This window comes from Streptomyces canus, from assembly GCF_030815415.1.
Lineage (GTDB): Bacteria > Actinomycetota > Actinomycetes > Streptomycetales > Streptomycetaceae > Streptomyces > Streptomyces canus_F.
Map to the genome: position 1 here is coordinate 1621006 of NZ_JAUSWW010000001.1, position 12519 is coordinate 1633524.

General features: G+C 70.7%; 9 protein-coding genes. 1 reads left to right on the top strand and 8 read right to left on the bottom strand.

The features are described 5' to 3' along the window. Positions 1 to 54: 54 nt before the first annotated feature. Positions 55 to 954 carry a glycosyltransferase family 2 protein gene (locus tag QF037_RS07655; RefSeq protein ID WP_307023140.1) on the bottom strand — a complete coding sequence of 300 codons (900 nt, stop codon included), beginning with the start codon at positions 952 to 954 and terminating at the stop codon, positions 55 to 57. Continuing rightward, positions 951 to 2984 carry an O-antigen ligase family protein gene (locus QF037_RS07660; RefSeq protein WP_307023142.1) on the bottom strand — a complete coding sequence of 678 codons (2034 nt, stop codon included), beginning with the start codon at positions 2982 to 2984 and terminating at the stop codon, positions 951 to 953. The genes QF037_RS07655 and QF037_RS07660 overlap by 4 nt, the downstream gene beginning before the upstream one ends. A gap of 77 nt (positions 2985 to 3061) precedes the next feature. Here QF037_RS07660 and QF037_RS07665 point away from each other — a divergent pair, with 77 nt between their 5' ends. Next, positions 3062 to 3733, top strand: a complete 672-nt coding sequence (locus tag QF037_RS07665) for a hypothetical protein (RefSeq protein ID WP_307023144.1) — start codon at positions 3062 to 3064, stop codon at positions 3731 to 3733. Positions 3734 to 3789: 56 nt separating this feature from the next. On the opposite strand, the gene QF037_RS07670 is transcribed toward QF037_RS07665, so the two are convergent. From QF037_RS07670 to QF037_RS07695, 6 genes are all read right to left on the bottom strand, one after another. Beyond that, positions 3790 to 4836, bottom strand: a complete 1047-nt coding sequence (locus QF037_RS07670) for a glycosyltransferase family 2 protein (protein WP_307023146.1) — start codon at positions 4834 to 4836, stop codon at positions 3790 to 3792. Positions 4837 to 4892: 56 nt separating this feature from the next. Further along, positions 4893 to 8498, bottom strand: a complete 3606-nt coding sequence (locus QF037_RS07675; RefSeq protein WP_307023148.1) for a DUF4082 domain-containing protein — start codon at positions 8496 to 8498, stop codon at positions 4893 to 4895. 67 nt (positions 8499 to 8565) lie between these two features. Beyond that, a complete protein-coding gene (locus QF037_RS07680) occupies positions 8566 to 9684 on the bottom strand; it encodes a DegT/DnrJ/EryC1/StrS family aminotransferase (protein WP_307023150.1) in 1119 nt (372 codons plus the stop codon). Between the two features lies 1 nt (position 9685). After that, on the bottom strand, positions 9686 to 10387 hold the full coding sequence (locus QF037_RS07685; RefSeq protein WP_307023152.1) for an acetyltransferase: 702 nt from the start codon (positions 10385 to 10387) through the stop codon (positions 9686 to 9688). After that, positions 10384 to 11523, bottom strand: a complete 1140-nt coding sequence (locus tag QF037_RS07690) for a DegT/DnrJ/EryC1/StrS family aminotransferase (RefSeq protein WP_307023154.1) — start codon at positions 11521 to 11523, stop codon at positions 10384 to 10386. The genes QF037_RS07685 and QF037_RS07690 overlap by 4 nt, the downstream gene beginning before the upstream one ends. After that, positions 11520 to 12500 (bottom strand): NAD-dependent epimerase/dehydratase family protein, encoded by a 981-nt coding sequence (locus QF037_RS07695; RefSeq protein ID WP_307037041.1) that lies wholly within the window; start codon positions 12498 to 12500, stop codon positions 11520 to 11522. The genes QF037_RS07690 and QF037_RS07695 overlap by 4 nt, the downstream gene beginning before the upstream one ends. Positions 12501 to 12519 lie beyond the last annotated feature (19 nt).

Consider the following 12519-nt stretch of genomic DNA (forward strand, 5'->3'; position numbering starts at 1 on the left):
GGTGCGGCGCCAATGGGGCTGGTCGCGCAGTTCCCCGCGCCCCTTAAGGGGCGCTTACGGGCCCGGCGTTGTACGCAGAGCACCCGGTCGGGCCAAAGCCGCTGCCGCCGCTCGGCTCGCCTTGCGGCCCAGGGCTGCGCGTGAGGTTTCGCGGAGCAGGACCGCTGTGCGGAAGGCGGCCGTGGCAAGCGGGCCGTGGCGCTTCCCGTACAGGCGGACCCGGTTGAGGGTGAGCAGGGTCCACAGGCGGGGGGACACCTGGGAGTCGCCGCCCAGGTGTACTGCCTCGGCTGTCGGGTCCAGTTGGGTGGCGTAACCCCTGTCCCGCGCTCGCAGGCAGTACTCGGTCTCCTCCGAGTAGAGGAAGAAGGACTCGTCCCACGGGCCGCACGCGGTCAGGCAGTCCGCCGATATCGCCATGAGCGCGCCGGTCGCCCAGTCCGCGCGGGTGGGGTGCCGGTACGCGGCGGGGTCGGTGACGAGTTCGCTCAGCGCCGGGAAGCGTCCGGCCCGGGTGTTGCCGATCACGGCCTCGCCCAGGGCCCGGAGCACGGTGGACTCGCGGCGCAGTGAGCGGTGGGGCGTGTCGCTGCCTTCTTCGTACAGCAGGGGTACGGCGATCCCGACCCCGTCGCCGAGGTTGTCGACGAGGCGCTTGGCGCAGCCCTGCCGCATCCGGATGTCGGGGTTGCAGATCAGCACGGACCCGTATTCGCCGGCCGCGCCCAGCGCCGCGTTGATCCCGGCCGCGTACCCGGCGTTGCGGCCGGTCTGGACGATCGTGGTGTCCGGCGCCAGCTTCCGCAGCACGTCGACGGTGTCGTCGGCGGAGTCGTTGTCGGCGACGACCAGCCGCCAGTCGAGGCCGGCCATGCCCTCGGGAAGTGCGGCGAGGAACCCGGGGAGCACCGCGGCGCTGTTCCAGGTGACGACGATGACGGCGACGGGGCTCATCGGGACTCCACGAGTTCAGGGAGCTGGGCTTCGGACGGCTTACGGGGTGCGGGGACCTCGGCCGCCGCCGCGGCGGCCTCGCGGCGGATGAAGCCGAGGTAGCTGCCGCCGGCCCCCAGGGTGAGGAAGAACATCCCGGCGTACATGGGGAAGCTGAGCGCGTCGAAGGTGGCGCTGATGACCAGCGCGACCAGCGCCGAGGCGAGGAATGCCTGCCCGAGTTCGCGGTCGGAGTCGGTGCGGGCGAGGCGGCGGATGGTGCCGCCGGTGTGTATGCCGGTGATGAACAGGGCGAGCAGCGCGACCAGCCCGACGATGCCCATCTCGGCCAGGGTCAGCATGTACTGGTTGTCCGTGAAGAAGTACAGGTCGGGCGTGAACGTCCCGAATCCCCTTCCGACCCAAGGGTGTTCGTCGAGGTAGGGGACGATCGCGCTGTACTTCACGGTGCGCGCCTGGGTGCTGCTGTCGGAGCCGGACAGGAAGCTCGCGAACAGGTTGGTGATGGTGCCGATCAGCCCCGGAATGATCACCTTGAAGCCCGCCACCGACCCCATGATGATGGCGATGGCGGCCCAGCGCCGCTGCGGCTTCCAGCGGGGCACCATCACCAGGATCACGATGAGCGCGCCGATGATGGACGTCCTGGACACCGTCAGCGGCAGCGCGCCCGCCATGATCGCCACCGGGGCCCAGCGGCGCAGCGCGCCGGCGTGCCGGCGGACCGGATCGAACGCCTGGTGGACGGCGAAGGGAACGAGGATGGCCAGCATCCCGCCGAACTCCAGCGGATGGGCCGTGGTCGAGCGCGGCCGGGTGAAGGAGCCGCGGTCCATGGCACTGATCCCCGCGGTGCTCGACTGGAGCCCGGGGATGTGGATGGAGTCGGCGATGTTGGTCGCGGCGAAGAAGTCGTAGTAGCCGATGAGGGCGACCACTGTGCCCAGGACGACGAGCCGGCGCATCAGGGTCTCCAGCCGCCCGCGCTCCTGGATACCGGCCGATGCCAGCACCACCAGCGCCACCCAGACCCCGAGTCCGATGAGCCCGCGATCGGCCCCGAGGATCTCCTCGTGCGTGCTGTTGCGGGTCGCGTCGGCGATGTAGGACAGCAGCACCGCCACGGCGAGCAGGCACATCGCCACGCGCGGCAGCCTGGTGCCCTCGGCCGGACGGATACGGCCGCCGAGCCAGGTCGCCAGGTACCAGAGGAGTCCCAGCAGGGCGAAGACGTTGGCCGGGGTGCCGACGCCGCCGAGCGCGGGCAGGGTGAGGTTCGACGGGACGAAGAAGGCGAGCGCCAGATAGCCGGTGAGGATCGTCGTGGCGTCCAGCCTCCGTGTCAGCAGGCCCTTGGGCGCCCGCTCCTGGGGCTTGGCGCGATGGCGCCGGGGGACGTATCCCTCCCGGGCCCGTCCCCGGCGGCGGACCACCGCGACGCCTTCGGCCAGGATGGACAGCAGGAACGCGCTGACGACGCCGACGATGACGACCGACGCGATGTTCTGGTACCGGGCTTTCGGCTGCGAGACCGGGGTCTGCGGCAGCACGACCGGCGCGGCCTGCACGAGGTACCCGGTCGGCACCTTGGACGCGGACTGCAGGGCCTTCAGCTGCTCCCCGGTGAACTTGGTGAGGGTGGTGGTCTCCTGGAGCACCTTCTCCCGGTCGGTTCCGGTGACACTCAGGGTGAGCAGCGGGCTGTCGGCGGCCGGCGCGAATCCGACCGTGTACCGGTCCGTGACTCCCCGGGAGTGCAGTTCCTTGGCCGAGTCGCTCGACTGGAGTGTCCTGATCAGGACATCGGCCGTGACGACCAGTGAACCGCCCGCGTTCGAGATGGGGTTGCCGAAGGTCGGCGCCAACTCGGCGACCGCCGTGGAGTCCAGCAGGGTGACGGAGCTCTGCGACTGGTAGGAGACCGGAACGGTCCGGTACAGATAGCCGCCCGCGAACAGGCTGAGCAGGGTGAGGGGCACCATGAAGTACCAGCGCCTGCACATGATCGCCCAGATGTCGCCCAGGCTCATGAGAACTCTCCCCGGTGTGATTCGGTGGCGGCCCGCCCCGGCGCCTGCGAGGATCGAGGCCGACGGAAGGAATCCCTGTGTCGCCCCGTGACGTCGCCGAAGCGCTGCTCCGCCGCTGGTACGTGCTGTTGCTCGGGCTCCTGCTGACGGCTGCCGGAGCCTATCCGGTGCTCCGCCCGACCCCGGAGTACCTGAGTTCGGCGGTGGTCGTCCTCAAGCCGCCGGCGACGGGCAACCAGCCGAACCAGCTGACGAATCTGCAACCGCCGCTGGCCATGCTCTCGTACGGTGTCATCCAGCAGCTCGAATCGCCCGGCGGGCGCAAGGAGTTGGCGTCCGCCGGCGTGCACGGCAGCTATCAGCTGATCCCGCGCAACAGCGGCACCAGCGCGACGCCCCGCTATCTGATCCCCTCGGTTCAGGTGCAGGCGCGCGGGGGCGATCCCGCCACGGCCGACAGCGCGGTCCGCCGGATCATCGACGTCTACGCCGGGCATGTGGCGGACATCCAGGAGGCGCAGGCGATCGCGCCGGAGTCGCGGATCAACGCGTCCGTCCTGGTCACCCCGAGCGCCGCCCAGGTCCAGGGCACCAAGAGCCGTGCGCTGGCCGGTACGGCGCTGCTGGGCGGGCTCGCCGCGATCCTCGGCGCGCTGTGGTTCGACCGGTACGCGCTGCGTCGTAGGGGCAGGCAGGAGGCCTCCCCGGAACCGCTCCCGCACGGGGGCGGGGTTCCGGTGGCGGGCTGAGTTGCCGCGCGGTGGGCCGGGGCGGCCGGTCGCGGCCCTCGGGTCGGGCGTGGTCATCAGATGCCGCGGCGCTTCCAGGACTCCCACCACAGCCACTCCCGCCCCCGTTCGGCCACGGCCGACCACACCAGCGGTTGCAGATACGGCATCGTCTTCGCTCCGATCCGCTGTCTGAGGCGTAGCGCGCGGTACTCGGGCAGCCGCGCGTAGCCCGGCAGGCATTCCCGCGCGAAGGCCACGAGTTCGTCGACCGGGACGACGTCGGTGCGCCCCCTGTCGTAGGCGCGGTAGGCGCGGCGCAGGGCGAAGCGGGCGAGGCGGGTGTGCACGGCGCCGGCCAGTCGGTCGGCCTGTGGCAGCAGGTCGGAGCATTTGTCGAGCACGGAGTCGTACGCCACCAGTCGCTGGCGCAGGTCGTCGAGCTGACCGCCGAAGTCGGTGGTGGACATGTTGTTGCCGTGGACGCGGTAGTAGGCCTGGTCGGCGCCGCGTACGTAGCCGACGTCGGCGCGGGCCGCGAGCCGCATCCACATCTCGATGTCGCCGGCGTGCGGGAGCGCCGGGTCGTAGCCGCCCACCTCGCGCTGGAGGCTGGTGCGGACGACGACCTCGGGCGAGGTGATGCAGCCGGTGCCTTCGCGGAACCGGCGCTCCAGCCACCAGTGCCCGGGGTAGACGACCGAACCGGTGCCGCCGGTGCGGGCCTTGGGCAGCGGGCCGCCGTGCTGGAAGCGCAGGGGACGGCCGTAGGCGAACCCCGCCTCCGGATGGGCGTCGAGGAGCGCGGCGGCGCGTACCAGTGCGCCGGGGACCAGGCGGTCGTCGGCGGAGAGCAGTGCGACGTAGTCACCGTCGGCCCACTCGAGGAGGCCCTCGTTGTAGGTGGCGATATGGCCCTTGTTGGTCTCGTGGACGCGGACCTCGATCCGCGGGTCGGAGGCCGCCAGCTTGCGCGCGGTCTCCGCCGAGTCGTCGGGTGAGGCGTCGTCGATGATGAGGACCCGGACGTCGACGCCGTCCTGCTCGTCCAGGACGCTGCTGACGCAGTCGGCGAGGAAGTCGCCGTACTTGTAGCAGGGGATCACGACACTGACGGTGGACATCGGTGATGTGGCCAATCCCCGGTGCCGGCCTCCGCGGAGGCCGGCACCGGTGCGCACTAGTGCTTCTTGCGGACGGTCTTGCTGGTCAGGGTCCAGTCACGGGACTTCACCGTGTGGTGCTTCTTGTCCCTGGCCGTGAAGGTGATCTTGAACCGCGTGCCGTCCGGCAGCGGGGCGGACAGATGGACGGACACCTTGTGGGTGGCCCGGTCGTAGTCGAGGACGGCCTTGACGTGGAGTTTCCTGGCGACCGCGGCCTTGGCGCCCGGCAGGATGGTCACCGTCGCCTTCACCGACCCGACCTTCGTCGAGCTGGGCAGCGTCGTGACGAGCGGGTGCGCCGCGTCGGCCGTGCGCGCCAGCGAGGAGGCGGTCTCCTCCGACGTGGTGCCCGACGTCAGTGACGCGGACGGGTTCTCGGCGGTGAAGAGCGGCCCGACCCAGTAGTTCGCGGATCCGTAGGAACTGTTGGGGAAGGCCACGTCACTGCCGTACCGGTAGAGGCCGTTGTGGGCCGTGCCGATGTCGGCGGTGGCGGTCAGCGGATACGACTTGTGGGCCGACGCGAAGTAGCCGCCGTCCACCGCGTAGTTGCCGTTCGGTGCGTGGTAGGAGACGACGTACGCGGTGTCCGCGCTGATCGCCACCGGGGTGGCGAAGGTCATCGTCTGCCAGCCGGAGGCGGACTCGCTGGTGAAGGTCCCGGAGGCGAGGAGCGTGCCGTCGGTGGACCAGAGGCTGCCCGTGTGGGTGCCGGTGTTGGTCGCGCCCTTGTAGAAGGTGACGCCGGTGACCCAGCCGCTCGCCGAGGACTGGAAACGGGTGCCCAGTTCGAGGGAGTTGGGGTCGTCGGTGACGGCGGTCCTGGCCGGCACCGTGGCGGAGTTCCACAGCGTGCAGGGGCAGGTGACCGCGGGCGGGGAGGAACTGGTGGTGAACGTCCATGTCACCGGGGCCCCCATGGCGTTGCCCCACAGGTCCTCCGCCTGGACGGAGGCGGTGTACGTGGTGTGCAGCTCCAGCTCCGTCGACGGGGTGAAGGTCGCCTTGTTCGACGCGGGCAGCGTCTTGGCGCCCGGAACGGTGTTGCCGTTCGGGTCCTTCACCGTGAACGTGAGCGTGTCGCCGTCGATGGCGTGGTCGAAGACGGCCGACACCGGTGTGGTGATCGACGCGCCGGTGGCCCCCGAGGTCGGGGACTTCGAGGTGACGACGGGCGGGGTCGTGCTGGCCGTCGCGGTGTCCAGCACCACGTCCACCCAGTAGTTGCTGCCCGAGGACGCCGAGGACGGGAAGGCGCTGGTGGAGCTGTAGCGGTAGACGCCGTTGCCGCCGTCGGTGCCGGACTTCAGGGCCGTGAGCGGGGCCAGCCCTGCGGAACTGTTCGAGAAGTAGCCGCCGTCGTAGGAGTAACCGCCGTTGGGGGCGAAGTACGAGGCGACGTAGGTGGTGTTGGCCTTGACGGTCACCGGGGTGGAGAAGTTCAGCTGCTGCCAGCCGGAGGCCGTCTCGTTGGTGAAGGTGCCGGTGGCCAGGCGGGTGCCGGAGGCGCTCCACAGGCTGCCGGTGTGGGTGCCGGTGTTGGCGGGTGACTTGTAGAAGCGGATACCGGTGATCGAACCGGCCACCGTGGTACGGATCTTGACGCCGAGTTCGAGCGGCCCGGCGTCGCCCGCGTTGAGGGTGCCGGGGACGGCCGTGGCCGGCCAGATGGTGCAGGGACAGGCCTGGGGACCGACGGTCAGCGGGATGGTGGTGACGGCGCCGATGTTGACGCTGTCGTCCACCGCGCGCACCTTGATGGACGCGCTGCCCGGTGTCGTCGGCGTCCAGCTGTAGGTCCAGGACGCGAGGCCGGTGGCGGCGTTCCAGGTGGTTCCGCCGTCCGTGGACACCTCGACGCGGGCCACCACGCCTGCGCCGGAGTCGGTGGCGGTGCCCTTGACGGTGACCGGCTTCAGCGCCGGGACGGTGGCCCCGGAGGCCGGGGCGGTGACGGTGATGGCCGGGCCGGTGGTGTCGGTGGAGGCCGTGGTGGCGGTGAGGTTGCTCTGCAGGTTCTTCGGCTGGACGCCCATGTCGGCGAGGACGTTCACGGTCGCCTGCTGCATGCGGACGTCCTCGGTGACCACGACGTCGTCGGGATCGTACGCCGGCAGGTTGGTCAGGCCCCACGACCACTGCACGGTGCCCGCCCCGAACACCAGGGCCCCGGAGTCCTGGTCGCGGAACTCGACGAGATTGTGCGTCGCCGTCCCGTTGCCGTACATGTTGCCCCAGTCCAGGCGGTACTTGCCGTCGTCGATGTCCACCGTCGTGGACGACAGATGGATCGCGCCGGCGGGCCTGGTGCTGTTGACGATGTCGCTGTCCCACTCGTAGCCGAGGGTGCCCGTCGGGAACGTGGCGGTCTGGCTCGACGTGAGGTTCGCGATGGAGGTGTTGCGCCACAGCCGGTTCTTGCCGTACGAGCCCGGGACCGTGATCGCGTCGGCGCGGTAGCCGTTCACGGTGAACATGGAGCCGGTGAGGATGTTCGGCGGCTGGTAGTCCATGCCGTACTGGGTGCTGGTCGGGTCCATCCAGGTGCCGGTCCATTGACCGCTGGGGTCGGCGATGCCGTTGCCCTGGACCATCTTCGTCATCTTGTAGCAGGTCAGGGTGCGGTTCGAGGTGCTGGTGCCGTCGATGCTCGGGGCGAGCCGCGTCTTCCAGAAGACCTCGTTGCCGCTGAAGTAGCCCTGCCGCACGCCGGCCTTCCGGGCCGCCAGGACGTTGTTGTACTGGCTTTGTGTCCAGTACTCGTCATGGCCCGAGGACAGATACACGTCGTGGTTCTTCAGCAGGGTGTCACCACGGGTCGACACGTCCACGCCGGACAGATAGCTGACGTCGTAACCGTTGCGCTCCAGCCACGCCAGCATCATGAACTCGGAGCCGTAGATGCCGTTGTCACCACCGATGTCCAGCGGCCGGTTGTAACTGACCTCGTAGGCACGGCCGTCCGGTGCCGGTCCGGCGCCTCCGTAGAAGTCCTGGCCGCCGTAGTCGTTGTACGCCTGCCAGGTCTGGTCGCTGGTCTGCACGACGATGTCGGAGGTGCTGGAGTCCTTGCGGACGACGAACGGATACGGCATCAGGCCGTCGCCGTCGGTCTGTGTCAGGTTCGCGATGTACAGGCCGGACACGGCGTCGCTGGGCACGGTCCAGTTCACGGTCACGGGCCAGTTGCCGCAGTCGACCAGGCCGGTACTCGCCTTGGTGGTGCAACTGGCGGGCTTGTTGGTGTAGTTGGCCGGGTAGGTCACCGCCGCCTGCGCCGTGGTCGACATCAGGCGCGCCCCGTCACCGCCGTACCAGCCCAGCCGGTAGATCTCCACGCGGTAGGTGACCGGCGACTGGATCTTGAACTGGACGGTGTCACCCGCCTGGACGCTCTCCTTGGTGGTGAACCCCTTGATGTCACCGTAGGAGTTGGGCGAGTACCAGTCGGACATCGGGCTGCCCGTCTTGGAGTTCTCGCAGACGACCGCGTTCGACCCCGTACCGCAGGGATCGGCCACCGCCGCCTGGGCGGATACGGCCTGCGGGAGCACCGCCCATATCAATGCTGCTGCGACGGCGAGGCGCCCGCCCCGGAGCCGTCTGCCCCATCTGTTCATGTGTACCTCTCAGCGGTGCTGTGCAGGGCGCCCCGTGACGTGGGGGAGGAGCGTGTTGAGGGGCCGGTCAGCCGCGGAGGGCGTGGGCGAGGGCGTCCACGACTCGTTGCTGCTGGTCGGCGGTGAGGTGCGGGTGGAGCGGAAGCGACAGGATCCGGTCCGCCGTCTGTTCGGCGTGGGGGAAGTCGCCCCGGGCGTGGCCGAGATGGCGGTACGCCGGCGTGAGGTGGACCGGGGCGGGATAGTGCACTCCGGCACCGATACCCTCGGCGTTGAGCTTGCCGACGATGTCGTCGCGGTCCGCGCCGGCGACCTGGACGACGTACAGGTGCCAGACGTGGACGTTGCCCGTGTCCGTCGTCGGGAGCACCACCTGGCCGGCGGCCGCCAGGTCGGCGAGGAGCGTGTCGTAGCGGGCCGCGGCCGCCCGTCGGGCGGCGTTGCCGTCCGCCAGCCGGGCGAGCTTCGCCCGCAGGACGACGGCCTGGAGCCCGTCCAGCCGGCTGTTGAACCCCGGGACGTCGTGCCGGTACTTGGCGACGCCGCCGTGGTTCGCGATCGCGCGCACCAGGTCGGCCTGTTCGCCGTCGTCGGTCAGCACCGCGCCCGCGTCGCCGTAGGCACCGAGGTTCTTGCCCGGGTAGAAGCTGGTCGCCGCGATCAGGCCGCTGCCCGGTGACCGGCCGTCGCGGGTGGCGCCCTGGCACTGGGCGGCGTCCTCGACGATCCGTACGTGGCCGGGGAGTCGGCCGGACAGGGCCGTCACGTCGGCCATCTGCCCGTACAGGTGCACGGGCACCACGGCACGGGTGGCCGGGCCGACCGCGTCCAGTGCCGCCTGGGGGTCGAGCAGATGGGTGTCGGGCAGGCAGTCCGCGAGGACCGGAGTCGCGCCTGTTCTGGCCACCGCGCCGGCGGTGGCGATGAAGGTGTTGGCGGGGACGACGACCTCGTCGCCGGGCCCGACCCCGCTGACACGCAGAGCGAGTTCGAGGGCGTCGGTGCCGTTGGCCACACCCACGCAGTGCGCGACCGAGCCGAAGTCGGCGTACTCGCGCTCGAAGCCGCGGACCTCCTCGCCACCGACGAACGCGGTGTTGGCCAGGACCCGTTCGAATCCGGCCCGTACCTCGTCGGCGACCTCCTCGTGGGCCGCCTTGAGGTCGACCAGCGGAATCTGGTTCATGTCAGTGGTCCCCCCACTGTTCGTGGCGCGAGCCCTGCCCGCGTCGCAGTTCGTCGAGCGCGGGCGCCTCGGCCGCGCGAAGTCGTCGGGCCGGGCTCCCCACCCAGACCTCGCCCGGCGGAACGTCGCCGAGCACGCTGCTCCCCATCCCGATCTGGGACCAGGCACCGACCGTCGTGCCCTCCCTGACCAGCGCCCCGGAACCCACATAGGCGCCGCGCTCCAGCCGTACGCCCCCGCCCAGACGGACGCCGGAGGTGAGCGTGACGTAGTCGTCGACCACGTCGTCATGGGTGAGGACCACGTGCGGCATCACCGCGACCTGCGCGCCCACCCTGACGGCGGCGGTCAGGACGCAGTGCGCGAGCAGGACCGAGCCGGGGCCGACCTCGGAGGTCGCCGACACCACCGCCGTGGGATGGACCACGCTGGCGTAGCGGTCCGCGGGCAGGCCGAGTCGGCGGACCAGCCGGGCGCGGGCCGCGTAGTCCCGGGGGTTGCCCACACAGATCACCACGCGGGCCCCGGGCAGACCGTGGACCAGGTCGCAGTCGCCGAGGACGGGGACACCGTCGACGTCCGTGCCGTGCAGGGCGGGGTTGTCGTCGAGGTGTCCGAGCAGCCTGAGTTCGCCCGCGTCGTGTACGGCCTGTGCGGTCTCCCGGGCGAAGCCGCCCGCGCCGATGATCACCAGTTCGTTCATCTACGGGCCTGTTCCCGCAGCGCCGCCACGACGCGGTCCTGCTGGGCCTCGGTCATCGTGTGGAACAGCGGCAGGATCAGCGTGTCCCGGGTGATCCGCTCGGTGACCGGCAGCGGTGCGCCGGGGTGGCCCGCGTAGGCGGGTTCGAGGTGCGAGGCCATGATCCCGCGCCGGGCGGAGACACCGGCCTCGGCGAGCGCGGCGAGCAGGTCGTCCCGGCCGACGGGGAACTCCCCGTCCAGCAGCACCCAGTAGGACTGGAAGTTGCTCTGCCCGTGCGCGGGGTCGCGCACAGGGGTGAGGCCGGTGACGTCCCGCAGCAACTCGTCGTAGCGGGCCGCCAGTTCGCGGCGGCGCGCGATCATCGCGTCGAGCTTGCCGAGCTGGACCAGCCCGATCGCGGCCTGGACGTCCGTCATCCGGTAGTTGTAGCCGACCTCGAGGTAGCTCTCCAGGACCGGCTTGTTGCTCGCATGGCGGTCCGCCGCGGAGGCGTTCATGCCGTGCTCGCGCAGCCGGCGCAGTCGTGCCGCCCACTCGGCGTCGTCGGTGGTGACCATGCCGCCCTCGCCGGTGGTGACGAGCTTGCGGGGGTGGAAGGACCACGCGGCGATCAGCGCGCCGTGTCCGACGGGCTTGCCGCCGACGGTGGAGCCGATGGCGCAGGCCGCGTCCTCCACGAGGGGAAGGTCCCAGTCGGCGCAGGCGGCGCGCAGGGCGTGCACATCGGCCGGTACGCCGCCCTGGTGGACGGCGAGGACGGCTTTGGTACGAGGGGTGCGGATCGCGTCGACGGTGGCCGGGGTGAGGTTGCCGGTGGCCAGGTCGACGTCTGCGAACACCGGCTCGGCGCCGACGTACCGTACGGCGTTGGCGGTGGCGATGAACGACAGCGAGGGCACCACGACCTCGTCGCCTGGGCCGAGGCCCAGGGCGACGAGCGCCAGGTGCAGGGCGGTGGTGCACGAGCTGACCGCGACGGCGTGCTCGGCGCCCACCCGCTCCGCGAAGGCCCGCTCGAACGCGGCGACCCGGGGGCCCTGGGCGACCCATCCGGACAACACCGCGTCGGAGGCCGCCTTGGCCTCCTCCTCGCCGAGCCAGGGGATCATCACGGGGATGCGGTCGGTGCTCACTTGGCCGCCTCCCGCTCCGCGCGCCACCACTCCACCAGGTCCTTGAGACCCGTACGCAGATCGATCTGCGCCGTGAACCCGAGCCGCTCGGCGGCCCGCGAGGTGTCCGCGAGGCGCCGGCTCACCCCGTTGACGGCGCGGGCGGGCCCGTGCACCGGCTCCAGACCGGACGCGCCCATCGCCTCCAGCAGCCCGTCGGCGAGTTCGCGCAGCGAGGTCTCCGTACCGGACGCGACGTTGAACACCTCGTCGGTGAGATCCGACTCGGCGGCCAGCACATTGGCCCTGGCGATGTCGCGGACGTCGACGAAGTCCATGGTCTGGGTGCCGTCGCCGAGGATCAGCGGCGGCTCGCCCGACTCGATGCGCTCCATCCAGCGGATGAGCACCTCGGTGTAGAGGCCGTGGATGTCCATCCGCGGGCCGTAGACGTTGAAGTAGCGCAGCGCCACGTAGTCCAGGCCGTACATGGCGTGGAAGCTGCGCAGCATGCCCTCGTTGAAGGCCTTGGCCGCGCCGTAGAACGTGTCGTTGTTGTACGCGTGGTGGCGCTCGGTCGTCGGGAAGGCCTCGGCCATGCCGTAGACGGACGCCGACGACGAGGCCACGACCTTGGTGACGCCGGCCGCGGCCGCCGCCTCCAGGACGTTGAACGTGCCGTCGACCAGCACCTCGTTGGCGAGCCGGGGCTCCTCCGCGCACTGGGTGATGCGGATCGCGGCGAGGTGGAACACCAGGTCGGTGCCCTCGGTGACCTTCTTCACGGTGTCGATGTCCCGGATGTCGCCCTCGACGACCTCCACGACACCGCTGGGCAGAGCCTGGGCGAGGTTGGCCCGCCGTCCGCGCACGAAGTTGTCCAGCACCACGATCTCGCGGGCGCCGCCTTCGGCCAGGAGGTCGACGAGGTTGGAGCCGATGGTGCCCGCTCCCCCGGTGACCAGGATCTTCTTGCCTCGTACGCTGCTCAACTGCACTTCCCTCTCACCGGACTTC

What these genes read in the sequence shown, in the direction of transcription:
- QF037_RS07660 (WP_307023142.1), bottom strand. Translation starts at nt 2,984, where the DNA reads ATGAGCCTGGGCGACATCTGGGCGATCATGTGCAGGCGCTGGTACTTC.
- QF037_RS07670 (WP_307023146.1), bottom strand. Translation starts at nt 4,836, where the DNA reads ATGTCCACCGTCAGTGTCGTGATCCCCTGCTACAAGTACGGCGACTTC.
- QF037_RS07675 (WP_307023148.1), bottom strand. Translation starts at nt 8,498, where the DNA reads ATGAACAGATGGGGCAGACGGCTCCGGGGCGGGCGCCTCGCCGTCGCA.
- QF037_RS07685 (WP_307023152.1), bottom strand. Translation starts at nt 10,387, where the DNA reads ATGAACGAACTGGTGATCATCGGCGCGGGCGGCTTCGCCCGGGAGACC.
- QF037_RS07680 (WP_307023150.1), bottom strand. Translation starts at nt 9,684, where the DNA reads ATGAACCAGATTCCGCTGGTCGACCTCAAGGCGGCCCACGAGGAGGTC.
- QF037_RS07655 (WP_307023140.1), bottom strand. Translation starts at nt 954, where the DNA reads ATGAGCCCCGTCGCCGTCATCGTCGTCACCTGGAACAGCGCCGCGGTG.